General features: G+C 45.3%; 27 protein-coding genes. 7 read left to right on the top strand and 20 right to left on the bottom strand.

All coding sequences use genetic code 11. The annotated features are described in order from the left end of the window. Window positions 1-347: 347 nt before the first annotated feature. Together ADU24_RS10615 and ADU24_RS10610 are read right to left on the bottom strand one after the other, a co-directional pair. Window positions 348-1,082 (bottom strand): hypothetical protein, encoded by a 735-nt coding sequence (locus ADU24_RS10615; protein ID WP_053366607.1) that lies wholly within the window; start codon window positions 1,080-1,082, stop codon window positions 348-350. Window positions 1,083-1,136: 54 nt separating this feature from the next. Continuing rightward, window positions 1,137-1,421 (bottom strand): DUF6958 family protein, encoded by a 285-nt coding sequence (locus ADU24_RS10610; RefSeq protein ID WP_053366606.1) that lies wholly within the window; start codon window positions 1,419-1,421, stop codon window positions 1,137-1,139. A 239-nt stretch (window positions 1,422-1,660) separates the two neighbouring features. Here ADU24_RS10610 and ADU24_RS10605 point away from each other — a divergent pair, with 239 nt between their 5' ends. Continuing rightward, on the top strand, window positions 1,661-2,419 hold the full coding sequence (locus ADU24_RS10605; protein ID WP_197277499.1) for an NERD domain-containing protein: 759 nt from the start codon (window positions 1,661-1,663) through the stop codon (window positions 2,417-2,419). A 63-nt stretch (window positions 2,420-2,482) separates the two neighbouring features. On the opposite strand, the gene ADU24_RS10600 is transcribed toward ADU24_RS10605, so the two are convergent. Further along, entirely contained in the window at window positions 2,483-2,773 is a 291-nt protein-coding gene (locus ADU24_RS10600) for a hypothetical protein (RefSeq protein WP_053366604.1), read from the bottom strand. Window positions 2,774-3,202: 429 nt separating this feature from the next. Here ADU24_RS10600 and ADU24_RS10590 point away from each other — a divergent pair, with 429 nt between their 5' ends. The 6 genes from ADU24_RS10590 (at window position 3,203) to ADU24_RS10560 (ending at window position 8,646) form a co-directional block, all read left to right on the top strand. After that, window positions 3,203-4,030, top strand: a complete 828-nt coding sequence (locus tag ADU24_RS10590; RefSeq protein ID WP_053366602.1) for a deoxyribonuclease IV — start codon at window positions 3,203-3,205, stop codon at window positions 4,028-4,030. A gap of 39 nt (window positions 4,031-4,069) precedes the next feature. Next, window positions 4,070-4,291 (top strand): hypothetical protein, encoded by a 222-nt coding sequence (locus ADU24_RS10585; RefSeq protein ID WP_053366601.1) that lies wholly within the window; start codon window positions 4,070-4,072, stop codon window positions 4,289-4,291. 780 nt (window positions 4,292-5,071) lie between these two features. Further along, window positions 5,072-5,902, top strand: coding sequence for a prephenate dehydratase (gene pheA, locus ADU24_RS10575; RefSeq protein WP_053366599.1), 831 nt, complete (start codon window positions 5,072-5,074; stop codon window positions 5,900-5,902). A 26-nt stretch (window positions 5,903-5,928) separates the two neighbouring features. Then, window positions 5,929-7,266, top strand: coding sequence for an MATE family efflux transporter (locus tag ADU24_RS10570; protein WP_053366598.1), 1,338 nt, complete (start codon window positions 5,929-5,931; stop codon window positions 7,264-7,266). Window positions 7,267-7,403: 137 nt separating this feature from the next. Further along, entirely contained in the window at window positions 7,404-8,090 is a 687-nt protein-coding gene (locus ADU24_RS10565; protein ID WP_053366597.1) for a DUF2294 domain-containing protein, read from the top strand. A gap of 280 nt (window positions 8,091-8,370) precedes the next feature. After that, on the top strand, window positions 8,371-8,646 hold the full coding sequence (locus ADU24_RS10560) for a hypothetical protein (protein WP_156324555.1): 276 nt from the start codon (window positions 8,371-8,373) through the stop codon (window positions 8,644-8,646). A 190-nt stretch (window positions 8,647-8,836) separates the two neighbouring features. Here the strand turns inward: ADU24_RS10560 and ADU24_RS10555 are convergent, their stop codons facing one another. The 17 genes from ADU24_RS10555 to ADU24_RS10480 all read right to left on the bottom strand — a co-directional run bounded on the left by ADU24_RS10555 (window position 8,837) and on the right by ADU24_RS10480 (window position 24,275). After that, complete coding sequence (locus ADU24_RS10555; protein ID WP_156324554.1) at window positions 8,837-9,772, bottom strand: hypothetical protein; 936 nt, start codon at window positions 9,770-9,772, stop codon at window positions 8,837-8,839. A 105-nt stretch (window positions 9,773-9,877) separates the two neighbouring features. Continuing rightward, window positions 9,878-10,477 (bottom strand): response regulator transcription factor, encoded by a 600-nt coding sequence (locus tag ADU24_RS10550; protein ID WP_053366595.1) that lies wholly within the window; start codon window positions 10,475-10,477, stop codon window positions 9,878-9,880. Continuing rightward, window positions 10,474-11,610, bottom strand: coding sequence for a sensor histidine kinase (locus tag ADU24_RS10545; RefSeq protein ID WP_053366594.1), 1,137 nt, complete (start codon window positions 11,608-11,610; stop codon window positions 10,474-10,476). The genes ADU24_RS10550 and ADU24_RS10545 overlap by 4 nt, the downstream gene beginning before the upstream one ends. Window positions 11,611-11,748: 138 nt before the next feature. Beyond that, the gene (locus ADU24_RS10540) at window positions 11,749-12,786 is read right to left on the bottom strand and encodes a fatty acid desaturase (RefSeq protein WP_053366593.1); all 1,038 of its coding nucleotides are present in this window, start codon (window positions 12,784-12,786) and stop codon (window positions 11,749-11,751) included. Between the two features lie 303 nt (window positions 12,787-13,089). Continuing rightward, on the bottom strand, window positions 13,090-13,848 hold the full coding sequence (locus tag ADU24_RS10535) for an NAD-dependent protein deacylase (RefSeq protein WP_053366592.1): 759 nt from the start codon (window positions 13,846-13,848) through the stop codon (window positions 13,090-13,092). A 271-nt stretch (window positions 13,849-14,119) separates the two neighbouring features. Beyond that, window positions 14,120-15,898 carry a glycoside hydrolase family 3 protein gene (locus ADU24_RS10530; RefSeq protein ID WP_053366591.1) on the bottom strand — a complete coding sequence of 593 codons (1,779 nt, stop codon included), beginning with the start codon at window positions 15,896-15,898 and terminating at the stop codon, window positions 14,120-14,122. A gap of 388 nt (window positions 15,899-16,286) precedes the next feature. Next, window positions 16,287-16,802 (bottom strand): YbaK/EbsC family protein, encoded by a 516-nt coding sequence (locus ADU24_RS10525; RefSeq protein ID WP_053366590.1) that lies wholly within the window; start codon window positions 16,800-16,802, stop codon window positions 16,287-16,289. A gap of 71 nt (window positions 16,803-16,873) precedes the next feature. Continuing rightward, window positions 16,874-17,341 carry a DinB family protein gene (locus tag ADU24_RS10520; RefSeq protein ID WP_053366589.1) on the bottom strand — a complete coding sequence of 156 codons (468 nt, stop codon included), beginning with the start codon at window positions 17,339-17,341 and terminating at the stop codon, window positions 16,874-16,876. Between the two features lie 119 nt (window positions 17,342-17,460). Continuing rightward, a complete protein-coding gene (locus tag ADU24_RS23015) occupies window positions 17,461-17,619 on the bottom strand; it encodes a hypothetical protein (protein WP_156324553.1) in 159 nt (52 codons plus the stop codon). 70 nt (window positions 17,620-17,689) lie between these two features. Beyond that, window positions 17,690-18,274 carry a lysophospholipid acyltransferase family protein gene (locus ADU24_RS10515; RefSeq protein ID WP_053366588.1) on the bottom strand — a complete coding sequence of 195 codons (585 nt, stop codon included), beginning with the start codon at window positions 18,272-18,274 and terminating at the stop codon, window positions 17,690-17,692. Window positions 18,275-18,416: 142 nt separating this feature from the next. After that, the gene (locus tag ADU24_RS10510; protein ID WP_053366587.1) at window positions 18,417-19,487 is read right to left on the bottom strand and encodes an alpha/beta fold hydrolase; all 1,071 of its coding nucleotides are present in this window, start codon (window positions 19,485-19,487) and stop codon (window positions 18,417-18,419) included. 26 nt (window positions 19,488-19,513) lie between these two features. Further along, window positions 19,514-20,167 carry a TetR/AcrR family transcriptional regulator gene (locus ADU24_RS10505; RefSeq protein ID WP_053366586.1) on the bottom strand — a complete coding sequence of 218 codons (654 nt, stop codon included), beginning with the start codon at window positions 20,165-20,167 and terminating at the stop codon, window positions 19,514-19,516. A gap of 373 nt (window positions 20,168-20,540) precedes the next feature. Beyond that, window positions 20,541-22,352 carry a S41 family peptidase gene (locus ADU24_RS10500; protein WP_053366585.1) on the bottom strand — a complete coding sequence of 604 codons (1,812 nt, stop codon included), beginning with the start codon at window positions 22,350-22,352 and terminating at the stop codon, window positions 20,541-20,543. Window positions 22,353-22,372: 20 nt separating this feature from the next. Beyond that, window positions 22,373-22,975, bottom strand: a complete 603-nt coding sequence (locus ADU24_RS10495) for a histidine phosphatase family protein (protein WP_053366584.1) — start codon at window positions 22,973-22,975, stop codon at window positions 22,373-22,375. Window positions 22,976-23,004: 29 nt separating this feature from the next. Further along, a complete protein-coding gene (locus tag ADU24_RS10490; protein WP_053366583.1) occupies window positions 23,005-23,265 on the bottom strand; it encodes a hypothetical protein in 261 nt (86 codons plus the stop codon). A gap of 15 nt (window positions 23,266-23,280) precedes the next feature. After that, window positions 23,281-23,550: a hypothetical protein gene (locus tag ADU24_RS10485; RefSeq protein ID WP_053366582.1), complete on the bottom strand. Its 270-nt coding sequence runs from the start codon at window positions 23,548-23,550 to the stop codon at window positions 23,281-23,283. Window positions 23,551-23,642: 92 nt separating this feature from the next. Next, on the bottom strand, window positions 23,643-24,275 hold the full coding sequence (locus ADU24_RS10480; RefSeq protein WP_053366581.1) for a pyridoxamine 5'-phosphate oxidase family protein: 633 nt from the start codon (window positions 24,273-24,275) through the stop codon (window positions 23,643-23,645). Between the last annotated feature and the right edge of the window lie 245 nt (window positions 24,276-24,520).

Genomic DNA, 24,520 nt, shown 5'->3' with positions numbered 1-24,520 from the left:
GTTGATTGGAGCTCAGGCATGTAGACTCCTCGAAAATGCTATCGCATTTCCTTCGTGCAAAGCCCATTCGAGGAAGCCAATTGTCCTGCGGGATTGAGCGGCAAGGGGAGACCCCGCAGGAGCAACGCGACGAGGAGGCTCCACTGACGCCCCGCGGAAAGCGAAATGCCCGGAGCGGAAATCAACCACCTCGTTCACATTTGGAACCCATTTTTATTTCAACCTATATAAAATGCAATTGACTAAAAAAACGAATGGGTTTGCTGAAGAAGGCTATTTTATGGGGTCCTCTCCTCTGTTGGTGCCTTCTTTTATGCATCCTGTTTGAACAATGATGTCCCGGTAGCCTAGTGCTGCATAATGAATTTGTCAAGATCATCACCTGTCACATTTTCCGGAAGGGCCTCTTTTGAAAGACGCCAGCTGTAGGAAGGAATGTTCTTCTTCATTTTAAATACATCGGCGTCCTGCTTTCCTTTGTTAAAGAACAGCCATTCAATCGAGAAATCGTGCAGGCCACGCTGCAAGGCATAATTCGCCACTTCGGCAACATTTTCGCTTTCTTTCTTCTTATCAAAGGATTTTTCAACCTCGCCGATGAAAACATATTCGCTCATTGCGTGTTTGTGTTTTTCATAGATTTGTTCATATGTATCTTCTAAATCATATTGGCTCCTAATGTCCTCCGGGATGCTAATATTAACGGCATACGAAACGCGGCCGAACTTGCTCATGAAAGGCTCCCATGATTTAATTGCTTCGCTTCTCCATTTCGTTTCTTTAAAGGATTCGTCAATAATTTTACCGTTTTCCGCGACGTGGACTTGGAACGTTAAATGTTTGTTACCCTTTGGATAAACGGAGGACGTGTAGGCCCCTTCCCTGTCGCCGAGAGCTTTTCCATAGGTTATTTCACTAACCTCGAATTCTTTGCCGTACTTTTCCGAAAGCTGTTCCAGCATCTTTTCCTTTGCGGCTGCCAATTCCTTTTTAGGCTGGAAATAAAAATGGTTTGCAAGGAGGCCGATCAATAACAAAATGATAAGTATGATCCCTGCGAAGTTAGTCATGTTCCTTTTCATCAAGCACCTTCTCTTTGTAAGTTTTTTAACCACTATTTTTTTAAAAAAATCGTATTACTTTTTGGCCGCCTGAAGTTTTTGTGGTTTCGAACCTTTAATTCTTACAATTTCGCCCCTGGCCTCAAGATCGAGCTTTACCGCGGTGCAGTACCAAGATGGCGAGCCATCAAAGCTGCCTTTCAAACGGTTTCCCACTTCATCCAAAAGGTCCCCGAATTGGACAATTCCTCTTTCGTTGATGATCGTCAGAATTGTTTCCTTCACAACAAGGTATTTCAATTCATCAATTGCGGCACCCTTTTTCCCGGGTACAGGATTTAGCAGCTGAATCTTAGGCATTTTTTCCCACTCCTTTTTTTAAAAGATAAAACATTTTTAGACTCAAGACAATTTTTAAGCAATTAATTTTTGTTAGGAATGAGAAGATTTTAAACTATAAAACCTTGTTAGTGCGATACGATATTTAGCTGAATATCCCTTATAATCATGCACTTTGGCAAATTGTTAAATTTAACCTTTGTCTACTGGCTAAATATGGTATGATAGTCCTATATTTGTTAATTGGGAGATGTACGATCATGGCTACGTTCCTGGCAGAATTAGTCGAATTATTCACGGACTTCCTATTCACCCCCGCTGCCTTTAAGGGCAGGTTGGGTGAAAAACAGGTGAGCAGGTTATTGCAGACGCTTGATCCTGCTACCCATTTTCTATTGGATGACCTGTATATCCCAAAAGGTGATGGCCAGACAAGCCAAGTCGACCATATCCTCATTTGTGCCAAAGGGATTTTTGTCATAGAAACGAAGAATTTCAACGGATGGATTACGGGTGTGGAAAACGGCTCTACCTGGACCGCCATTAAATATAAGCACCGCTCCTATTTTCCTAACCCGGTCTGGCAAAACTACGGACACATAAAAGCAATCCAGGAGTATCTTGGTGAGGCGGCTGCGGACATCCCTTTTTATTCAATCGTTGTTTTTTGCCACAATGCAACCTTGAAACTAAAAGAGCCCATTAAGGGTGCGGATGTTGTTCATATCAGGAATCTTCTGCCCCTGATTGAGTCCATGACGTCCGAAAATCCGCTAACGAAATTCCGGCAGGAAAAAATTAAACTACTCCTTTCAAAACTGTACATACAGGACAGGCGGGCCAGAAAAATCCAAAGCGAAACCCATATAAGAAATATAAAAAGCACCTTGCAGGAAAGGAAACTCCACATCGCCAACAATATTTGCCCACGCTGTGGCGGCCATCTAATCACCCGAATCGGCAAAGGCGGCTCATTCAAGGGATGCTCCAACTACCCAAAATGCCTGTTCATTGCTTGATTCCTTTTCCAGTCTGGAACCCGTAAATTGAAAAAGCAACCGATTCTGGTTGCTTTTTGCCTTTTAAAATGGGTCGTTGTTTGGATCTGTATATGACTCGATTGCCTGGTCCAATGCGTTGAACGCTTCCCCGAAAGCCGCCGAGGAAGAAAACGTACCTGCGTGCTCCAGTTCGGTAGCGGCATTTCTGGCTTGTGTGAGCGCAGTAATGGCATCTTCAATCATGGTTCCTTTATCGCCGTGATGTTCGAGTGCAGCCCTGAGTTTGGCGATACTCTCATCTAAATTGTGCATCTCCGGGTGGTCATGCGCCTTCTCCAATTCCTTTTTTACTTGTTGGAGGATTTCCTTCATCTTCATTCCCCTTTTCCGAGTTAGTGTCAATCCCACGGTAGTGTGCCCGTTCATAGAAGGCGCTATTCCATATGTTAATCCTACGGGAGTGTTGCATTTAGAGCTAAGTTCTGACAGCTTTTAAGAAAGTCGAAGCAAACGAGTCAGAAGATGACCCTTGTTCTGACAGCTTTTCGGAAAATCGATGCAAACGAGTCAGAAGATGACCTTTGTTCTGAAAGCTTTTTTAGAAAAAACAAACAATCAAGTCAGAGGTTGCTTCAAATTCAAACAGTATTCCGAAAAACCAGTTGGATTGACATTCCAGCGCATAAAAGGCCTTGGCGTTATCAGGGGCGCAGCCATCGTGGACAATTTTAGCTGCTTTCGAAAAGTGAATAGAAACCCCGCTTGTGCTGAAGGCTATTTTAAAAAAGGATGTGGCCTGATATGAAATTCGGCTGCCATGTGAGCATACGTGGCGGGTATCTGTCTGCCGCAAAGCATGCAAAGCGAATTGGCGCGCAGGCGTACCAGTACTTCCCGAAAAATCCCCGCAGCCTTTCTGTAAAGGAATTCGATTTTGCTGACGCTGAAAGCTGCAGGATGTTTTGTGCAGAGAATGGGCTTTTTTCAATCGCGCATACGCCTTACCCCACAAGCATTACCCCTCCTTCTGCAAAAAAAGAGCTGAATATCGCCTCAATCCTTAATGATCTGGCCATCGCGAATGCGTGTGGTTCAATGGGCATTGTCGTGCATTTCGGGAGCCGGATTAGCGAAGAAAATCCACTTGCGAGTTATGAACTCATGCTGGAAATGCTTAATGAGATTCTTGAAAAATGGGACGGCGGATGCCTTCTGCTTCTGGAAAACAATGCAGGAAAACAGGCGGCACTTGGCACGGAACTCGAGGAGCTTGTCCAGGTCAGGAATCTTTGCGAGTATCCGGAGAAAATTGGTTTTTGCCTTGACACCTGCCATGCATTTGCGAGCGGAATGTGGGATGGCTCGAATACGCAGGCATTCAAGGAAAAAGCCCAGACTCTCGGATACACGGAGCATCTCAAGGCCATCCATTTAAACAATTCAATGCATCCCCATGGCTCAAGGAAGGACCGTCACGCCAATATTTTTCAAGGCGGCAAAATCCTTCCTGAACATATGGAGGATATGATATCAGCCTTTTCGAAAATTCCATTCATACTGGAAACTCCGTCTGACAAAGGGATTTCACACGAAGAAGAAATCTTGTCCCTGAAACGATTAGACCTTTGATGGCCCGCAAACACTACCGAGAGGAAGGAGGCTGACAAAATGAAGAATGTGCGGTATATCATCCAGGACGGGTATGATGCCGAAAAAATCGCTGAAGCGCTTAAGGTCCAGCTAAACGTAAACAGGTTCGAAAATGTAGGAATTACCGCGGTTGGGCAAAGGAATGAACTGATTGTCCAAATACCGGATAACAATGAATTGCTTGAGGATACTCTCGGCAGCTTCATGGCCGGCTACCAGGACGGGGTTATTTTGGAATAGGTAAAAAACGGGATTGAATTGTAATGGGTTGAGAATTCAGGCGCAAAATTTTAAGTGCTTCCAGCCTTTCAATTCGCCTAAAGTATGCCCCATGTGACAAATTAGCACAAAAAAGGGCTTGGAGACCGATATGGATTCCAAGCCCCTTTATCTGGATCAACAATAGAACTGTCCTTAAAAATCATATCCTCTTTTACAAAAAATAAATGCTCAAAGCCGCTTTTTTACGTCATTTTTAAATTTATAATCGAGATGATTGTTCATAAAATTTATAGCTTTCCCTGCTGCTTTATCATTTTCAACAAAAGCACCGCAAAAATTACAGACTACTTGTGTAGAGTCAATTTTTTGTGAACATTTTTTACACATATATATTGCTTTGAAGGAAAAGTAAAAAAAGAGTCCAATGATGCAGACGATGCCTAGCATTGCAAATAGTAAAAAAACAAGTAAACTGAACAAAAACTCACCTCTTTAAAATACGGATTTTTTTCCTGCCATTTTCTACTGCGCAGCAGTGCACTAAAAGTTCCAACGTATTGCTCCTCAAACAAATAAAAAAACATCTCGCACAGTACAAATGCTTTCTTATAGTTTAACATAAATAACCAATTAACTTCCATAAATTCCAATACAGTAATGTTCGTACTCGAAAACCGAATTAGTTTTTATAAGGAAAATCACTGCTTTTTGCCGTTGATTTATAAAAATCCGAAAAAAGCTAGACCTCCTGCCACCATTGTGTATACTTAATAACATGGCAAAAAGGAGTGTATACAAATGAAAGTAGCGTATTTAGGACCACATGGAAGTTTTTCAGAAGAAGCTGCGTTACGGACGTTTACCGGCACGGATGTCGATTGGCAGCTATGCGGCTCAATCCTTGAAGTACTTGAGTCCGTCGGGGACAGGAAGGTTGATAAAGGCATCGTGCCCATTGAAAACTCGATTGAAGGAACAATCAATATTACCGCGGACGGCCTTCTTGCGAACAATCTTTTCATAGAATCGGAAGTGATTTTTCCTGTCTCCCTCAAACTGCTTGTCAATGAAGGAGCTTCGATGGAAAATATCGGCGAAGTTTGGTCGATTTCACCAGCGCTTGCCCAGTGCAAGGATTTTATAAAAGAAACCCGTGTGAAAACAAAGGAATTCGACAGCACCTCTTCGGCGGCAAAAGCATTGAAGGAACAGGGCAGAATGGACGCCGGGGCAATTGCCTCGAGCGCCGCCGCCAGGCTTTTCGGGCTTGAAATAGCCAACGATTCTGTACAGGATAATGGCGAAAACCATACCCGGTTCCTCGTGGTCGGAAAACGGAGTGCTGAAGTCCTCCCTTTCCATAAAAGGAATAAAATCATGCTTCTCATTGCACCTGCACTTGATCAGTCAGGCGTATTGTCTTCCATTTTGAATGTGTTTTCAGCCCTTTCCATCAACCTGACGTGGATCGAATCGCGCCCGACGAAAAAAAGGCTCGGCACGTACCACTTCTTTATTGAAGCAGAAACAGGCCAGGACGAAGCAAAAACGGGAAAGGCGCTCACCATTCTGCGCGCGTTTGGACACGAAGTCCAGGTGCTCGGCAGTTATAATACGACCCGGCTGTAGCCGCGATTCAAAATAGGAGAACATACATGCTAAACAACTGGAAAACAATCTTACGACTCGCGATACCATCTATCGCTTCCTTCGCATCCATGACGGTAACAGGGACAATCAATCTCATCATGATCGGCAACCTCGGGGCTATGGCCATTGCCATTGTAGGTGTCTCCAATATTGTCATGTATAATGTTTGGGCGCTCTTTTCGGGGATTGGCCATACAGTAAATTACCTTGTTGCCCAGAATTACGGGTCTGGGGATATGGATAAAGGGCTGCAGCGGACCTATATCGCCCTGCTCCTCGGCGCAATTGCAGGGATTTTCATTATCCTAGTAGGCTTTACAGGGACCGAGGCCATTTTTAAATTATTGGGAAGCTCACCTGAAATGCTTAGCCAGGGTAACGACTATTTAAAAATCCGCTTCTTTGCAATGATATTTGCGATATTCAGCTTCACAATTCATGGCTTTTTCAGGGGCATAGGAAATACAAGGACACCGATGGCTGCCTCCCTGCTTGCAAACGTGGTGATGATCTTTTTTACATATGCCTTGACGTATGGAAAAATGGGTTTTCCCGAGCTAGGCCTTGTCGGCGCGGCATGGGCCCTCTTTATCGGGGAAGTGGTCGGACTTTTATTTACCGTCCTCATGTTCATGAAAAAAGTAAAGCCAGCCCTCATGCCGATTGTGAGATGGGCAGAAGCGAAATTGATTTCAATTGAAAGCTTCAAGCTCGGTATGCAGGAGTTTTCGAAAAGTATGGCGATGTTCGTTTTTACAGCTTTTGTAACGAGGCTTGGCACCAACGCCCTCGCGGCAAACGAAATCGCTTTAAGCATCATGAGTTTCGGATTTATGCCCGCGGCGGCCTTTGGTTCGACGGCTACAATTTTGGTCGGCCAGGAAATCGGGCGCAGGCAGCCGGCTATTGCGAAAAGCATGGGAACACAGACGGCAATCATGGGAAGTTTGTTCATTTTCACCCTTGGATTTGTTGAGTTCGTTTTTGCGGAACAAATTGCCCGTATTTATACGAATGAACCTCTTGTTTTTGAACTTACGGCAAAACTGATTATGATTTCAGCTTTTCTGCAGCTGTTTGATGGCTTGTATAGCTTCTATTCCGGAGGCTTGAGAGGAATTGGCGACACCACCTTCCTCCTTCGGGCATCATTGGCACTTGCATGGGGATTATTTATCCCACTTACTTATTTGCTGGTCTTCGTTCTGGATATGTCCAGTTACGGCGCCTGGATTGCCCTCTATTCATACTTGACCGTTTGCGGCGTTACCATTATGGTGCGATACTACCGAACGGATTGGAGCACCATCAGCATGACCAAGGTAAAGAGCCAGGCAGTATAAATAGGAAATGCATCAAAGCCCGCTCATACGGCGGGCTTTTTTCTAATGCCAAGCGAGGCTATCCGCTGTCGAATACGTTTAAATAGGACAAAAGAAGGAAACATAAATAGGGTAAATACTGTTTGGAGTGGATATTTATGGAAACTATTGCCCTTGAAAAAGAAGTTAGCGGTTATATTGGGAGGCTCCTCCGGGACAATTTCGGCCGCGGACCGGGAGCGGTCCATTGTACGTATGCCGAGCCTTTCATCACAATTCATATAACAAATTTCCTGTCACCGATGGAAAAATYACTGATGGGCAGCAAGCAGAGTGTTTATGTAGAAAAAACCCGTGATCTTCTAATGGAAACATTGATTGAGGAAATAAAGAGCTTTTTCGCATTGAATATTGGCCGCAATGTTGAGGAATTTTACTATGACTGGAATCTTGATTCGCAATCCGGGGCGTTCATTGTCGTGCTCTCCCCCGCCGGTTACTCGGCGCTTAGTAATTCTTACAGGAACAAGGAGAAAGTCCACAAAGAAATTATCGAAATGAGCATTGAGGCGCAGAAGCACCCACAGGAAACGTATTCGGCGCTGCTTAGCCCAAGGGTTCTGCTGATTGCCCGAATTGGCATCCTTGTCCAAATCGAGAAGGAATTAATCAACCTTGGATTTGAGGAAACGTTAAAGCTGGCGAAACGCAGCCTTGAAAAGAAAATTCTTCTTGAACACCGGCCCGCTTTTGAAAAATACCTTCATTCCGGGTTTGAAGATGTTTTCGTCGACTGGAATTTCCAAAAAGATTTAAGCTATACCCTGTTTATTTTAAATGGATAAACTGGGATTATAATAAAACCACCAAAACGTATTGATTGGCATTATTGGCAATGTTAGAATAGTAAAAGGTTGAGACAAAAATCTTGGCCAACGACATTCTAACAAGTTAACAAGTTAAATAGATTTTGTTCTGATTGCAATGGATGGACACGCGCCAAACATAAGTCAGAAAAAGAGAAGATGTCTCTTCTCTTTTTCTGGCTTTTTTTATTTTCCATTTATTGCTGATTTATCAATTCGTTGGAAGAGGTGAGAATAACACATAATGGGGAAATTTGAGATGATAGAAAAAATAGACAGAGCAATTAAAAAAATACAGGCGCAGAAGATGGCCACAGGCAAATCACCAACAATCAGAAAAAACGAGTTGGAACAGTACCTGGAAGGCCTCGCCAAACGCTCGGCCATTCTTTTTTCCAAAAAAAGCACTGCCTTGAAAACGACATATCTAGTTGATTACAAAAACCAACAAGTACAATTGGAGCTGTTTTACCGGTATTCCAACTTTTATACGAGGCATAACGCAATAATTGTTTCGGAGACAAACGATAACTGATCAACATTGGTACGAAATTGTTTACGGTACCTTAAATGTAACGTGGATCCGGCTCAAGCCGGGCCAAACCGCTAAATAAAATAAAAACATGGAACGTTAGGTTAAACACTTCGGCAACCGGGGCTGCCTTTAATACTTCCACTCAGGCCAGGTTAAACCGCCAGGTGAAATCAAAGTAACTGCTGCCTTTCTAATTCAAACCGATGTGTCCCCTGCCCTCCTGAAGGCATTTCTCCGGAATGAGGTGGATTGCTTCCCAATCACCGCCCGGCTTTTTTCTGTACTGGGCGGCGAGGATATCAGTATTGTTTGTGAGTTTAAAAAAGATGAAGCGGTATTCATTTCCATCCGTTCCGGAAAACTCGATTATCTTCTGGTGCCCAACCTGCCTAATGGGTTTGATTTTCTTAACAAGCTTGCACCATTCTCCGAATTTAATCTCAACGACTGCCAGAGCATCGTGGTCCCATCCATGAAAGGCCGCGCACAGGAAATCTTCTCCGAAAAGCTGAATCGAATCAATTTTATATAGTCCTTTTTCCTTTACTACATCCACATACCCGTAATAATACGCAAAATAAGTGACGTCCTTATCAGAGCCTTCGATTGTTTCAAGTTCGATAAAAAACGATTCCGTGCTTGGGCGGTCTGCTGGCACTTCCTCTAAAACGAGCAAGTGTGTGCGCCCTATCCCTTCGAAGGACTTAAGGTATTTGTGATAGCTGAGTTTACTACGAAATTTTTCGCTAAGCATGTTATATGCAATGGGAAATGGGGTTTTCGCCATCCCGACCGTGCCGCATCCCCCCATCTTCCCCGGCTTCAGGTTTTCGGCGTCGCGTAAAATGCTGAAGTAGTTTAAGACTGTTTCATGCGGTGAGCTTACTAAAGACGCCGGGAGCACGATATCTTTGTGAGTTTTTTTGTAAAAAGAATCAAAAAAGCTGAAATTTGTAAAGCGGTTGTTCAAAACAGGCGAACAGGTTGGGCGGAAATACGCTTCGTTGGGGAGCTGGCGCTTTGTCGGGGTTGCGATTTCCGCAGTACGGTGTGCAATCGCTTGCTTTTTGTATTCGGCTCCCATCCGTTTGTGGGCGCCGAAGGCATTTTTCCAAAAAGTGTACATCCTTGGACCTCCTAAGAACGTATATCCTTAGGTTATTCAGATGGTGAGTTTTCGCGCCGAGGATTTCGGGCAAATGAAAAAGCGTCGGGTTTTGACCGACGCTTTTTACTTGAACCAGCCCTTTTCCTTGGAGTGGGTGATGGCTTCAATTCGATTTTTCACTTGGAGTTTGTCAAGGATGGTCGAGATATAGTTGCGGACGGTTCCGGCGGACAGTGTGAGTTCGCTGGCGATCTCCTTCGTGTTTTTCCCGTCGGCGATGAGGCCGAGGACGTCCATCTCCCTTTCCGTCAGGGGGTTGTCCTCGCTGTATAAATCGTCCATCAGCTCAGGTGCGTAAATCCGTTTTCCGGCCATGACGCTGCGGATTGAACCGGCTAGTTCTTCGCTTGGGCCGTCTTTCAGCAAATAGGCGCTGACTCCGGCCTTCAATGCGCGTTTGAAGTAGCCTGGGCGGGCGAATGTTGTAAGAATCATGATTTTGCAGTCCGAGTCTTTCAATTCCTCCGCTGCTTCCAGGCCGCTTTTGCCTGGCATTTCGATATCCATGATGCATACATCGGGCTGGAGCGAGCGGACGAGCTTGACGGCCTCTTCCCCGTTCGCGGCCATTCCGACAACCTCCATGTCTTCTTCAAGATTCAACAGTGACCCGAATGCGCCGAGTAGCATCCGCTGGTCTTCCGCAATGACAATCCGAATCATCTTATGCCCTCCTTTTCTAAATGTTTGACGATTGTCGGCACGCGTATGATTAGTTCCGTGCCTTCGTTGGATACAATTTCAATCGTGCCGTTTACAAAGTCCAGGCGTTCCCTCATTCCGGCAAGGCCGCTTCCTTTTGAAAAATGGCTTTTGCCGACATTACCTATCCCGTTGTCTTTCACTGAAAGCGAAATTTCTTTGTTTGTGCGCGATAGTGTTATTTCACAGTGTGTCGCGCCGCTGTGACGGACGACATTTGTGACGGCTTCCTTCAAGCACATGCTGAGGATGTTTTCGACGAGGAGCGGTACGTTCGGAAGCGACCATTCCTGGCTGCCGGAAAACTCGATTTGTGCGGCTTCGAGCATTTCCTGGACACGGACAATTTCTTCGCTGAGCCGGATTCCGCGCATTTGGGCGACCATTTTCCGCACTTCGTTCAAGGCTGTCCTTGCTGTTTGCTGGACATCTATTAACTCATCGGCTGCTCGGACGGGATCCTTGGAGATAAGCCGCCTTGCTAGGTCGCTTTTCAGGCCGATCAAGGAAAGCTTTTGTCCAAGTGTGTCGTGAAGGTCGCGGGCAATCCGCTGTCGCTCCTCGATTTTGATGAGCTCGGAAATCCGCTTGTTCGCATCCTCCAGCTTTTCTTCAAGCAACCCGCGTTCGTTCCGGTGGCGGAGGCTGAACGGCAGGAGGATCAGGCTGAGTACAACGATAATCACGAGCGGCAATTGCTTTAGGAAAAAATCATCGTGGAGGATGATTTTTAAATTAATTGCGATGATCATCCCGGCGAGATGGATGAAATACAGGACGAGGAACGGAATCCTGTTGCGTGTATTGCCAATGAAATAGGCGATGAAAAACGCGAAATACACGTAGCTGAACAGGGTTGTGAGCGCGATTGATATTCCTATTAGGAGCAGCGTCCATACATAGACTGTCCACCCTTTCGATATAAAGGCGAGCCGGTAAATCGCAAAAAATGAAAGTGTCAGGATGATCCCTGCCATAATTTTTACAGTCGATGAAGTCAGGTAGATAAAGTAGAACGGGAGGATTCCGAGGATTGTCCAAATATAGGGGGAAATCCCGGTGCTCCCAAGCAGAGCCCAATATTTTTTAAACATATGCAAACCTCATTTTAGTGAAATCTCTTACAGGTATTTTACCATAGAACGTTGCCTCCTCCACTGTGGCTATACAAAATACAAAAACACTCCCCTTCAGTGAGGGGAGCGGATAATGGAGGATTTCACTTGCCGGGATTATTCGGTTTTCGGCTTCATTTTAATGGAAGACCTCTTTTTTGAAAAAGATTTTGCTGCCGAGTAGCCGACAAAACGTTTCTTTTCTTCATCCCAAAGGCGGTATTTCAGCGATTCAAGGCTTGTCGACAAAGTTACTGTCGGAACATGCTGAAGTGGTTGTGTGTTGTTATGGACTTCTTCAAGATTGTAGTTTGGAATCCTTGGCGCAAGGTGGTGGACATGGTGATAGCCGATGTTCCCTGTTACCCATTGCAGGATTTTTGGAAGCTTGTAATACGAGCTGCCTTCAACCGCGGCAAGGACGTATTCCCATTCTTCGTCGTGTTCGAAGTACGAATCCTCGAAAGTGTGCTGGATGTAGAATAGCCAGATGCCGAGGACGCCGGCGACGAACATGATTGGGAGCTGTACCATTAGGAAAGCCTTCCAGCCGATTGCCCAAACCAAAATCGCGATGATGGCGGCGATGATGATGTTTGTCAGCCATGTGTTCATTTTTTCAGGCATGCGCGCATCGCGGCGGTTGAATCTGTTTTTGATGATGACAAGCCAGATTGGGCCAACGCCGAACATGATGAGCGGGTTGCGGTATAGCCTGTACGCCAATTTTTTCATCGGAGTTGCTTTTGCATATTCCTCGACGGTCAGGACCCAAATGTCGCCTGTGCCGCGCTTATCGAGGTTTCCGCTTGTCGCATGGTGGATGTTATGGTCGCGCCCCCATTGGCTGTACGGGAAAAACGTCAAGACGCCGGTGATTGTGCCGACGAACTTATTTGCCTTCCTGTTTTTGAAAAAAGAATGGTGGCAGCAGTCATGGAAAATGATGAACGTCCTCACCATGAAGCCCGAAGCCATGACAGCCAATGCGAGTGTTAACAAGTAACTGATCGGCAATGCTTTATAAGCGAGGAACCATAAGCCCAAGAATGGGATGAGTGTGTTCAAAATTTGGATTACGCTTTTTTTAGTGTCGGATTTTTCATAAGGAGCAACCTGTTTTTTGAGTGCTTTTTGTTGGTTTTGTACAGTCATTCTGTTTTAAAAGCCCCTTCCTTTTTAACCTTAATAACATGAGTATATAGGAAAAGAAAAAGGCTGTGCAGTAGCAGCTGTCATGTGACAGGCATGACAAATGTCATATTTGGGTGCTTTTTTATGATATGGTGCTAAGATTTCATGCTAAGCGGGCTGGCGTTGGCTTAAATGTGGCGGAAAAGTGACAGTTCCGGATATCTGGGGTAAAATTCCGGATAAAATTGAAAAAGTGCCCGATATTCTTAAAAAATCCCGGATAAATTCAAAAAAGTGCCCGATATATTTTTCCTACGCAAAAAATCACAGTAACTTATCGATTTCCGAAAGTGTTTTCCCTATGGATTCATTGATAACGACTGTGTTATGGGCATGGTCGTACGGAGTTTCATCCTTATTAATAATGATTAACGGCACTCCTGGTCCCCGATGCTGCGGAAACGAGGAGAACGGTACCACTTTCAAGCTTGTTCCGAGCACTAAAATGCAGTCGGCTCCGCCAATCCGCCCAAGTATTGTTGAAAAGCCTTCCGGCGTGAACCATTCACCTGCATCACCGAACAGGACGACATCCGGCTTAATGTACCGGTCGCGCTCCTTCTTCGTCTCACACTCACTGCACACATAAAAATCATCCATTTCCCGATAGCGCCGGAGCATTACTTCGGCTCCGTATTTCGCTCCGCAGTTCAGGCAGCTGGCCGTATTCATCGTCCCATGAAATTCAATAACTTCCCTGTTGCCGGCTTTTTGATGGAGTCCGTCAATGTTTTGCGTAATGATTTGCCCGACGCGTCCTTCCTTCTCCCACTTTGCCAAAATCGTATGTCCTACGTTTGGCTTAGCATCCGGATGATACAAATTTTCCAGGGCAAATTGATAAAACTCCTTTGGGTGCTTGAAAAAGTAATCGACCGACAGAATGTATTCGGGCGCCTTTTTATAAATGCCTGTCCGGGACCGGAAATCCTTGATCCCTGACTCCGTGCTAATCCCGGCTCCGGTTAGGACGGCTATATTCCTTGATTTAGCGATTATTTCCGCAGCTTTTGCAAATTTCATTATGCTCACCCCGAAATAATAGTTTCTATTTAGAATAATACGCACTTCCAGGAAGGATAAACAAACTCCATGCCTCGTTGAACAACTTTTTATTGTTAAATGAATACATATTTATAGAAGAACGTTGAAGAATTTTTACAAATAAATCAATGAGAGGGCAAAACAAATTCAGTGCCTGCACGGCCAATTTTAAGGACGAATTGTTGGGAAAATACAAGAAGCAGGCGTGCATATCGCAGCCTGCTTCTTCTTTATCCCCTTTTTTCTACCCTTAATAACTCAATCCCGTCCCAAAACCATAAAGTCCAGGAATGCTTACCGGAAGTTTGCCGGCAGGATTCACTTCCCCCGCCAGAACCCTGGACAGCGCGCGGATCGAGACATCGCGGTCGCCATACGTTGTGAGATAGGCGCTCACATCCGGGAACGCCATCAAATCGTATGGATTGCGGATTGCCGCGACAATCACTTTTTTGCCTGAATCCTGCAAAGCTTTGACAAGCTGCTTCTGGCCGGCGTTTGTGGCTCCATTGTAGGTAGTGACGATGACCTTGTCTGCCTGCTTTGCCATATCCACTGCAGCGGCAATTTGTTCGGCAGTAGGAGTGGCGGAAGCTGAAATTGCACTCGCATTATAACCCTTTGCTTTCAGAAGATCAGCCAGCATTGCAGGTTTGCCGGTTGACGGGCCTGCAATCAGGACGGATTCCGCTTTCTTAAGCGGCAGAAGTCCGCCGTCATTTTTTACAAGCGTGATGCTCTTATTGGCGATTTCTTCAGCGGCGGCCAGGTGTTCCGGCGCGCCAACCGCTTTCACCGCGGCAGTATCCGTATACGGATTGTTGAAAAGGCCGCGCTTCATTTTGTATTCGAGGATTCGGAAGACGGATTCATCAAGGCGCTTCTTGCTTATTTCACCGTCTTTCACGGCATTCAGGACCGCGTTATAGGCGACGCCAACATTTGGCGGGTTCAACAAAATATCCGCGCCAGCCTTGAATGCCTCTACTGCAATCCGGTCAGCCGGAACGACATTCGCCCCTGACATATCGAGGCTGTCCGTAATGATCAGTCCGTCGAATCCAAGTTCCTTCCGGAGCAAATCGGTCAGAATCGGTTTTGACAGTGTTGCCGGAAGACCAGAACCATCAAGCGCCGGTACGACAATATGTCCCGTCATGATGGAATCGACGCCAGCCGCGATTGCCGCCTTGAACGGCGCCAAATCAACTTTATGAAGGGTTTCAAGGTCATGGTTGATGATTGGCAGGCCGTAATGCGAATCAACGGCTGTATCACCATGGCCAGGGAAATGCTTCGCAGTCGCGCTGACATTCTGTTCCTGGAATGCTTTTACCTGGGCAACTGTCAGATCGGAAACAAGTTTCGGATCTTCTCCGAATGACCGGACCCCGATAACCGGGTTCGCCGGGTTCATATTCACATCGGCTACAGGCGCGAAATCCATGTTGACGCCGATTGCCTTCAGCTCTTTTGCCAAAATATCAGCTGTTTTCGCGGCGTATTCAGTCGACCGTGTTGCTCCAAGCGCCATGTTCCCTGGGAAAACAGTTCCCGGAGATGTGAGCCTTTGTACGATTCCACCCTCCTGGTCAGTCGAAATGTAAAGCGGAATTTGCATGCGCTGGGACATTGCGATTTTCTGGAGTTCGTTTGAAAGTGCATTTACCTGCGCGGGATCTGCTGGAGTGGTGATGTTTTGGCTCCAGTTAAAATAAATCACTCCGCCGATTTTATAGTTCTCGATAACTTCCTTGAAATTTTTACCGCCCCTGTTGTTAGACAAGTTCGTTATTTCATAGGCTGGGTCCTCGGCTGTTTTTCCATAAACATGGACGATGAAAAGCTGGCCGACCTTTTCTTCAAGTGTCATGTGCTGGAGCTTGCTTTGGATCCAGCCCTTTTTCGCCTCGCCATCCTTCCATCCGGGCTTTACAGGATTCTCCCAACTTGCATGTGTGTAGAATGGAAGGCCAAGCAGGACTAGGGACAATGCCATTGCCACAATCAACAATCGGTTAATTTTCAAAAAATCCTCCTCCTCCTTTTGAGTGAATGGAACGAATTTTAGCCGGCAGCCATCAAAGCGTATGTGCAAGTTATAATATGTAAGGGTTTACAATAGCCGCCAAATTAACCGTAACAAGGATTCTGCATGATGTCCATGCCGCTATGGACTCAAAAATAGCCAGTTAATTCTGAAAACTATACCTTTTTGCCTATGCTTGTGGAATCATTGTTGGCTTGAATTAGCTTTTCGCTACTAACTGCAAAATCAAGGCGCGGCAACTTAGCAACCCCAACATTTTCATTCGTATTCTTATTTGAGTTGCTTTATTGAATAAGGAGAACAGACTGGCTTGTTCCCTTTTAATAAAAAACATGCAGCCATCGATGCGGCAGCATGTTCGTTTTTATCATCCTTCAGCTGTTTGGGCTGCGGCCATGTTTTCCTCGGCCTCATTCCACCCCTTGCACACATCGGCCCAGCCTTTTGCGGATGAATATGTATATAGTTCTTCGAGGGTTACTTCGATGGCTGAGTTCGCGCTGCCGCAAGCCGGGAAAACGGTCGTAAACCGTTTCAGCGATTCATCAAGGTAAATATCCAGATCATTTTTTAATCCAAACGGGCACACTCCGCCAATCGCATGGCCGGTCTGTTCAAGCACCTCATCCGGGTTCAGCATCCGCGCTTTGAAGCCAAATGTTTGCCTGAACTTTTTATTGTCGACTTTTGCATCTCCCGCGGCGACAATCAAAATTGCTTGATCGTTCTCACCACGGAACGACAAGGTCTTCGCAATCCGTGCCGGGATTACGCCGATTGTTTCAGCCGCAAGCTCAACAGTTGCGCTCGACGTATCAAACTCCATGACATCCCGGTCCCTGTTCCATTGTTTCAAGTGTTCTTTAACGCTTTCAATCGACATAGCGCAACCTCCTTTTTTAGCTATCTTATGACACCGGAATGTGAAAAGTAAATGAATATGTACCAATAAGGCTATTCGAACAAAGCGATTCCCGGGTCTTTTTTGCCGCAGTGGACGAGGATGGCATGCAGCTGGCCTCGATGGTGGCTCAGGTGCGCGAGGATTTCAAGCAGCCATTCGAACCTTGAGTATGTAACTCCCCAATAGGATGTGATTCGTTCATTAAGTTCCGCTTCGGAATAGCCCAAGTACGCTTCTCTTAAAATTTCATAGTTAGTAGCAATGGCATCCTTGATTTCCTGTTTCGTTTTATACGAATGCTCTGGATAAAACTTGTCCATTTCCACTTTTGAGTAGCCTTGGGCAATCCGAAAATCCGCAATGCAAATCATGGCAAGGTGCTCGAGCAATTCCCCTACCGAGTGCTTGTTTTCCGTAGGACGAAATTTTAAGTCCGCATCATCCAGCTGATCAGTGATTGCGGCTATTGTTTCAAGTACAATTCTTATTTGGTTTAATGCGTTTTTGCAAAAATTCATTGGTCTCTCCCTTATTTGTAGCCGAAATTTAAATTCTTTTATTCTATTCAAATAGGTTTCTGTCCGGGTTGAACCAGAGCTATTTAAAAAAGGCCGAATTCCGGCCTTTCGTCAAATGTCTATTTTTGATTTTTTCCTTTTGTCAGCGCCTTGTTCATTCGTTCTTCGTTTGCGAGGCCGCGGTCGCTGAATGCGTTGTCGCTTGTGAATTCGTTTCCGACGGGACCGCCGCTCATTTTATCCGTTCCGACTTTCTTTTCTTTATCATTCCTGGCCATTCGTTACCCTCCTTTGGAAAAATCACTGTTATTTTTTCCAAAAGTGCCCTGGCTATGCAAAATTAAGCCATTACGCAGAAAGCTGTTTCTGAAGGCCAGAAAGTTTTTCCTCAAGGAGACGGGTGTAAAATTCCCTTTCGTCTCTTGCGGAAGGAGGGATTTCAATTGGTTCGCCGAAAACGAGCCTAGCCCCTTGGAACGAAAATAATTCCTTGAATGTATTCGGTCCGCTGTATGCCGCCGGAATAATCGGTACTTTGGAGCGCATTGCGATTGTAATCGCACCCTGTTTCAGCTCCGCCTGTTCCTTTACGCGTGTCCCGCTCGGGAAAATCCCTACGATTTCGCCTTTTGCCAGGAGCCGATGGGGAATTTTCAGCACGCTTGGTCCAGGTGCATCCCTGTCAACCGGGAACGCGTTCAGCTTTTTTAAAAACCAGCCGCCAAACCGGCTTGCGAATAATTGCTTTTTTGCCATATAGTGAATTTGCCTTGGCAGGACAGCTGTCCCGAGAACGAGCACATCAATCCAGCCTGTATGGGTACATGCCAAGACAAAGCCACCTTCCTTAGGAAGAACCTCGCGATTATAAATTTTTGGCCTCGTAAAAACAGCCAGCAGCCCTTTCGCCAAATAACCCGCAAACTTATACATGATGCAACCCCACCCTGAAAAATTTTACCCTTTTAGTAAGCCTTATGCGTTTTTAAACTACTTCCTTCTATTAATCATTTAATCACAAAGGTGGGTGTTTGCAAGAAAAACTTTCCAGTGGGTTGAGTGGGTGCGGGAAGCCTTATCGCATACTGAATTCCCTCTCTGTGACTGTTGTCTCGACAGCATGCTTTTTTTCATCAATCAAGTATTGCTCGATTATTTTCGTATCATCTGGATGGAATGCATGTGCCGATTTCTCCGCCCAGACAAGCCGCTTCCCTTTTTCAGCCTTTAACATACGGACATATTTTCCCACAAGTTCACCATTGACATGAAAATCCTTGCGGCCATGGATGAAGGTGACCGGGATCGGAATTTCCTTCACCGATTCCATAAAATTATTCGTGGCAAGTTCCTCGATGAACGCCTGGTGATAGACGAGCTTAAAGCCTTTGACAAACGTGTTGTATATATCCTTGAGCGTATAATCCGGTGATTGGAACATGGAGAACGTGATTCGGATCAGGCCCGGATGCTTGATTTCATCATCTGTATAAATGAGAGTGTTGAATCTTTGCTGCCACTGGCGGATGACCGCCCATTGCTCAAAGCTTTCCAGAAACGGCGGTTCCCCGACCGATTCAAGTTGTTTAAGCGCTTTTTGGTTCCCTCGCCGTTTCGCTTCTTCTTTTAGCCAGTTGAGCGCCAGCCTGTCGTTCTCCGTCCAGCTGACAATCTGGGACAGGCCGACATAGGAATAAAACTTTTCCGGGGATCTCGAAGCAAGGGTAAGAGCAACCGTCGAACCCCATGAATGGCCGGCCAAGAAGATTTTTTCCACACCAAAACGGCTCCTCAAGTAATCCGTCAGCTCATTCGCATCCTCTACGAACTGGGCCAGGCTCATTGTTTCCTGCGGGATGTCTGGGTAAAACGATTTTCCGGTACCCCGCTGGTCCCAGAACACAACGGTGTAGTGCCTGACCAATTCCTTCGTGTTTGTCACGATTGTGTAGTCCCTTCCCCTTGAGGATACACCCGGCAGCGGAAGTGAAGGCCCCCCATGGAGTACGAGAAGGACCGGATTTTCCTTGTCCTGGCCCTGGATTAGAAGCGACTGTTCCAAGCCTCCAATTTTAACTTTCTCCACTTTACTAATCCCTTTTGATGAAACTTCAAAATCCGCCTTTTTTGTAAAAAAACCCGCCATCCCAATCTCCCCTTTGGAATCCTCATTTAAGATATAGCATTAATGAAAAACTCGATATGGTCCCGAAGCCGCTGTTCAATTTCGTCCGTTGATTTCCCCTCAAATTTCAACACATTGTATTCCATTACAAGCGCGAAAACCGTGTAATGGTATTCCGCCGAAAGCATTTTCGCATCCTTCTTTGGAATCTTGCCGAGCTCCATCATCTTTTCGAAGATAGCGCCAACCCGATCGATTGTCAGCTTGATGATTGTTTCAAAATAAATCCTCCTTGCCCTTTCATCGGAAAATAGTTCATTGTAAAGGATCCGCCAGATTTTCCGCATTGTCAGGTTATTTATATGGTTCATAAAGTTTTGCAATCCGCGTTCAAGAAATTCCCGCGGACCCATCATAAGGGCAACTTGTTCAATCCTCTCTTCTGGAGGAAGGATTTTTACAACTTCCACTTTAAAGTTAGCAAAAATCGTATCCAGGATTTCGTCTTTGTTTTGAAAATGCTTATATAATGAGCTTTCTTTAATTCCCACCTCGCCGGTGATTTGCCTGATGGACACTCCCCGATAACCCCGCTGTGAAAAAAGGTCAATCGCCACATGCAGAATCTTATTCTTCGTCCCATTCACAATCGGCTTCAAATCCTTATCAAGCAAAAGTTCCAGTTCTGGTTCGTTATTCATGGTTTCTACTCCTTGGATGCGTGTAAGATAACAACTGTTAGCCTTAGTGTAGGATAACAGTTGTTAGCTGTCAATGGGTAATTTGGAAAATTTTTCTCTTATGGATTTTGGGGAGCACCTTCGGGGTTCATAAATACGGCAATCCGGTTCATAAAATTCGGGAGTGGTTCATAAATCTGCGAATCGGTTCAAAAAAAAACAAAACCGGTTCATAAAACCCAAAACCGGTTCATAATTAGTCAAACAGTTCATATATCCAAATTCGGCCCATAAATTAGCGAGACTGGTTTTATAAGCGGATGTGGGGCGAACGACTACAATTAAAAAACCATCCAACATAAATGCCCGCTGCTGGATGGTTTCAGGTGAGTATTTATCTATTAATAAGCTCTAGTGCTTTTTCGATATATTCGTCTCGGCCTTCTTTTACAGCCCGAATGGTTCTTGTTACCGTGACAGTTGGTTCAACGCCGATAAGATGGTGCTGGCTGCCATCCTGTTTAAGGACCTTTCCGCCAGTAAAGTGGACCGGAGAGTATGTATCGACCAGTTCGATTCGAATTATGCTGCCATTGTTCCCTCCTGATGCCTGTCCAACAATTTCGCCGAGTTTGTATTCTTTTACTATATCCAGAAAGAGTTCTGGTCTACTTAACGTTTTCGCATAGGTTAAAAAAACCATTTTCCCGGAAAATTTAGGGCTCGCGGGCTCGATTGGCCACTGGACGTCCTGAAAATCCACCTTTTCTTGATCGGGGTACACATTTTGCGGAATGAGAATTTTAGGCGTTTTAACAGTACTGCCAATCAAGTGGCTTATCAAGGAAACACTCAATTGAAAATCTTCGGGATAACCGCGGTAATCAAAAATGACGCCTTTTGCTGATGTTAGCTTCTCAATATATTCATTAATGAACTCTGAGTATGCCCTGTTCAAATCAATATAGTAGATTCCTTTTTCAATCTCGTGGATTGGTTCATACGATTCCCTATCAAATTCATCGATCAAAAACCCATCATATTTTAGCGAAATGGGCGACAATTCTCCGCCATCCCTGCTTAAAGTCAATGTAACTTCCTTTTCAAATGAATCTGAAGTGTAAATCCCCTCAATTGCCTTGTATCTCTTCCATTGCGGTGAACCTGGTATTTTTGCCTCTGCCTCCCTGAGGTAAGCGTTCGTCTCAACTCCATTTACCCCGATGACTCGATCGCCAGCTTTAACATTCTCATACTCTGATTGAATGACAATTAATTGGTCTTCGATCCATTCCAGCCTTAACCTCAAAAAGCCGTTTTTCATGGAATGGAAGCCTGTACCTGTATTGTGGGCATCGCCGGTGGCCGCGAGCATCAGCCTAAAGCTACTCTCCCAATCCTCCGGTTTATCTTCTGTATTGATTCCGCCAAGCGCTTTGTCCAATTCATCTTCCCAATCGACCTGAACGACATCAAAATAAGGATAAAAATGCTGGTACGCATTCCATGTTAATATCGTGTTGGCTATGTACATTGTTTTTTCATCATAGTCGATAGAATCCAACATCTTTTCGTATTTCTTATATTTTTTCCTGCCTTCCTTGGTTCCTCCCAGAGTTTCCTTGCCATTGTGGTAAAGGACTAGGGGAAGTCTCGCGTTCAACCCGGGTGACAGATTTTTATCAACAAAGGTGCCTGCTTTCAGCGTTTGGTCGAAAAGCTTGATTTCTCCATTTGAATCAGAAATGATTCGCTCGCTCTTATAGCCAAGGAAGTCATCATTATTCATGTTCATCCCAAAATGCTGCCAAGCGATTAATTTGTCTCCCTTTTTCAAAACCTGCTTTTCAGGTTGTTGCTCATCCTCAAGGTAGATTTGAAGAGTCGGTGCGACTGGAAGGAAAAGTTCTTCCAGCTTCTCTTTCAGCTCTTTGTCGCTGCTGGCATTCATTACCTGTTGCAAGCCGTAAAGTGAAAACTTTTCCCAATCCAGTTCGAAAGCTTCGTCACTGGGGTGAAAATAATACACATAGCCAAATAACTTGGCGAATGCCCGAACATTTTGCACAGTCCGTTCAGTCGGTTTTGTAACCTCTGGCTTTGAGGTTGATTTCCCGGATTCCTGAAATGGCAAATTAAATCCAATAAATAAAAGAATGATTGCTATTCCCGCCGATAGAAAGACCCACTTCTTTCTCCCTGTCACAAAAACCCCAACTCCCCATTTTAGCTTACAAGATGGATCTGGCAGTTGAGTATACGAACCATTTTTCTGCCATTCTTTATTTCAAGTACGTGGAATCCAGTGTCCCCTGTCGGAAAAATCGTTTCATTTAGAGCTGAGATCCCAAGAAACGCGTTAATAAGCTTAGAAATCATTCCGCCATGCGAAACGATGGCAATCCGTCCTTCAACAGGATGTTCATGAAGGATTTTTTGTAAAACGGCCTCGGCCCTATATCGGAATTCCAGCTCCGATTCACCGCCTTCAATCGGAATATGTGGCGGACGCCCTCCCGGAGGAAGCGGGTATTTCGTTGCCGCAACCTCTCTCGAAAGCCCGGCAAGCACACCATTGTTATACTCCATCAGGTCTGGTTCCGCGACCAATTCGCAACCCGTTGCTTTTTGTAAAAATTGTGCTGTTTCCCACGCGCGCTTCAGCGTGCTCGCCAGAATAATGTCCGGCTTCCATTTTTCAGCGATATAAGCAGCCATTTTCTCCGCTTGTTCACGGCCTTGTTCAGTCAGTGAAAAATCGGCTCTTCCTTCATGCACTCCCAACAGATCGGCTTCCGATTCCCCATGGCGAATGATAATTAATTCCAAAACAATTTCCCCCTAGTAAACTTCCGATTTTATTTTTCTCCCATTCCAAACCCAAGCAACAGCAAAAAGCCAATTATGCATATGGCTATAATATGTAGGATAATCAGCACTATTTTTCCAAGCCCGCCTGGACTTTTCCGGACCGAAAAAATGCCCATCAGCGGAAACAAGATCATCAAGAAAATATTGAAGCGGCCTAGAGTGCCAGATAAAATCCCATTCCATAAAAAGTAGAAAAAAACAATAAACAGAACAACATAGAATGAAGATTTCCAAAGATACTTGTCCATGATTCCTCCTTTACCTTAATTGCCCTTGAATGCTATTTGTCTAATAGACTTGAAAACCATCGTGAAAGCAGTACAAAACAGGATGGCGCCAACCAGAATAAACCCGATTGAATAATAGATAATTTGCCCTGCGGGAACACGGTCATTCACTTCAAAGCCTGCTAAAGATATCCCGATTCCCTCACCATCCACAGTGTTTATCGCGCCGAGAAGGCTCATTCCTTTTTCGAAAAACAAGACTCCAAAAACAGCTGTAATAATAATCCAGAAAACCCTGCGGCCCATTGGCTTAACCCCCTTTTAATAGAATGAATGAATCCTAATCGATTATCCGTCAACTTTCAGGCTAATTCAACCCGGTTCACTTCTTCTAAAGTTTAATAAAGCCTTGTCGCATAGCCTTCCTGGAGGGCTTTTTCAACATCCTCGGCGGTCACGTCCGGCATCTTGCAATGGTCGGCGAGCATTTTCGGCATGAAAGGCTGGGTCTCTTCCGAAAGCCAGGTGCCCGGCTTCCAAAGCCCCGAGCGCAGGAACGCTTTCGCACAGTGCGCGAAGCACTCCTCGACCTTCACTCCAATTCCGAATAAAGGCGTCTTCCCATTCGCCGCTGTCCTCTCCAAAAGTTCTTGGTCGCGGCATACGTACGCTTTCCCGTTAATCCTGAGAGTTTCGCCGAGCCCCGGTATCATGAACAACAGCCCGACGTTTGGATTGGCAAGGATATTTTGAACCGAATCCATCCTCCGGTTGCCAGGCCGCTCGGGAATGAATAAATGATGATCGTCCAACACAAGCACGAAGCCTGGCGCATCCCCGCGCGGAGAAACATCGCATCTGCCGTCCGCCCCCGAAGTGGCAAGTGTCAAAAATGGGGACTTCGAGATGAATTCTTGGCAATGCTCATCCAGGTAGGTAATCACCTTGTTCATCGCGCGTACGCTCGGTTTCCCCGCCAGTTCACGCAATTCCATGAATTGTTCCTCACTTGTGAGAATCTCTTTAAACATGATGCAAACCCCTTTTCTCCTACTGTAAAAAAATAACTCCAAGTCCAAATGTAGGTTCCTATATTATCAGAATAAACGAAAAACAGGTTTTATGGAATAGATTGACTGCTTTTTAAAGGTAAGTTGTGTTTGGGGAGGATTGCATATGCTCGGAGGAAATCTTGAATTATTAGCTTGTCGTCTTTCTCAAGACCGTTTTGTGCGCCGATTCTACTTGAAACGGTCTTGACGGCCATTCTCAAGAC

The sequence above is a fragment of the Bacillus sp. FJAT-27245 genome, assembly GCF_001273955.1.
Taxonomy (GTDB): Bacteria; Bacillota; Bacilli; order Bacillales; family Cytobacillaceae; genus Bacillus_D.
The sequence above is the reverse complement of the archived record's forward strand: the minus strand, read 5'-3'. Positions and strand labels throughout refer to the sequence as shown.

Excerpts from the sequence above, each read along its gene's own strand:
- ADU24_RS10615 (WP_053366607.1), bottom strand. The coding sequence starts at position 1,082 with ATGAAAAGGAACATGACTAACTTCGCAGGGATCATACTTATCATTTTG.
- ADU24_RS10610 (WP_053366606.1), bottom strand. The coding sequence starts at position 1,421 with ATGCCTAAGATTCAGCTGCTAAATCCTGTACCCGGGAAAAAGGGTGCC.
- ADU24_RS10605 (WP_197277499.1), top strand. The coding sequence starts at position 1,661 with ATGGCTACGTTCCTGGCAGAATTAGTCGAATTATTCACGGACTTCCTA.
- ADU24_RS10600 (WP_053366604.1), bottom strand. The coding sequence starts at position 2,773 with ATGAAGGAAATCCTCCAACAAGTAAAAAAGGAATTGGAGAAGGCGCAT.
- ADU24_RS10590 (WP_053366602.1), top strand. The coding sequence starts at position 3,203 with ATGAAATTCGGCTGCCATGTGAGCATACGTGGCGGGTATCTGTCTGCC.
- ADU24_RS10585 (WP_053366601.1), top strand. The coding sequence starts at position 4,070 with ATGAAGAATGTGCGGTATATCATCCAGGACGGGTATGATGCCGAAAAA.
- pheA (WP_053366599.1), top strand. The coding sequence starts at position 5,072 with ATGAAAGTAGCGTATTTAGGACCACATGGAAGTTTTTCAGAAGAAGCT.
- ADU24_RS10570 (WP_053366598.1), top strand. The coding sequence starts at position 5,929 with ATGCTAAACAACTGGAAAACAATCTTACGACTCGCGATACCATCTATC.
- ADU24_RS10560 (WP_156324555.1), top strand. The coding sequence starts at position 8,371 with ATGATAGAAAAAATAGACAGAGCAATTAAAAAAATACAGGCGCAGAAG.
- ADU24_RS10555 (WP_156324554.1), bottom strand. The coding sequence starts at position 9,772 with ATGTACACTTTTTGGAAAAATGCCTTCGGCGCCCACAAACGGATGGGA.
- ADU24_RS10550 (WP_053366595.1), bottom strand. The coding sequence starts at position 10,477 with ATGATTCGGATTGTCATTGCGGAAGACCAGCGGATGCTACTCGGCGCA.
- ADU24_RS10545 (WP_053366594.1), bottom strand. The coding sequence starts at position 11,610 with ATGTTTAAAAAATATTGGGCTCTGCTTGGGAGCACCGGGATTTCCCCC.
- ADU24_RS10540 (WP_053366593.1), bottom strand. The coding sequence starts at position 12,786 with ATGACTGTACAAAACCAACAAAAAGCACTCAAAAAACAGGTTGCTCCT.
- ADU24_RS10535 (WP_053366592.1), bottom strand. The coding sequence starts at position 13,848 with ATGAAATTTGCAAAAGCTGCGGAAATAATCGCTAAATCAAGGAATATA.
- ADU24_RS10525 (WP_053366590.1), bottom strand. The coding sequence starts at position 16,802 with ATGTCGATTGAAAGCGTTAAAGAACACTTGAAACAATGGAACAGGGAC.
- ADU24_RS10520 (WP_053366589.1), bottom strand. The coding sequence starts at position 17,341 with ATGAATTTTTGCAAAAACGCATTAAACCAAATAAGAATTGTACTTGAA.
- ADU24_RS23015 (WP_156324553.1), bottom strand. The coding sequence starts at position 17,619 with ATGGCCAGGAATGATAAAGAAAAGAAAGTCGGAACGGATAAAATGAGC.
- ADU24_RS10515 (WP_053366588.1), bottom strand. The coding sequence starts at position 18,274 with ATGTATAAGTTTGCGGGTTATTTGGCGAAAGGGCTGCTGGCTGTTTTT.
- ADU24_RS10510 (WP_053366587.1), bottom strand. The coding sequence starts at position 19,487 with ATGGCGGGTTTTTTTACAAAAAAGGCGGATTTTGAAGTTTCATCAAAA.
- ADU24_RS10505 (WP_053366586.1), bottom strand. The coding sequence starts at position 20,167 with ATGAATAACGAACCAGAACTGGAACTTTTGCTTGATAAGGATTTGAAG.
- ADU24_RS10490 (WP_053366583.1), bottom strand. The coding sequence starts at position 23,265 with ATGGACAAGTATCTTTGGAAATCTTCATTCTATGTTGTTCTGTTTATT.
- ADU24_RS10485 (WP_053366582.1), bottom strand. The coding sequence starts at position 23,550 with ATGGGCCGCAGGGTTTTCTGGATTATTATTACAGCTGTTTTTGGAGTC.
- ADU24_RS10480 (WP_053366581.1), bottom strand. The coding sequence starts at position 24,275 with ATGTTTAAAGAGATTCTCACAAGTGAGGAACAATTCATGGAATTGCGT.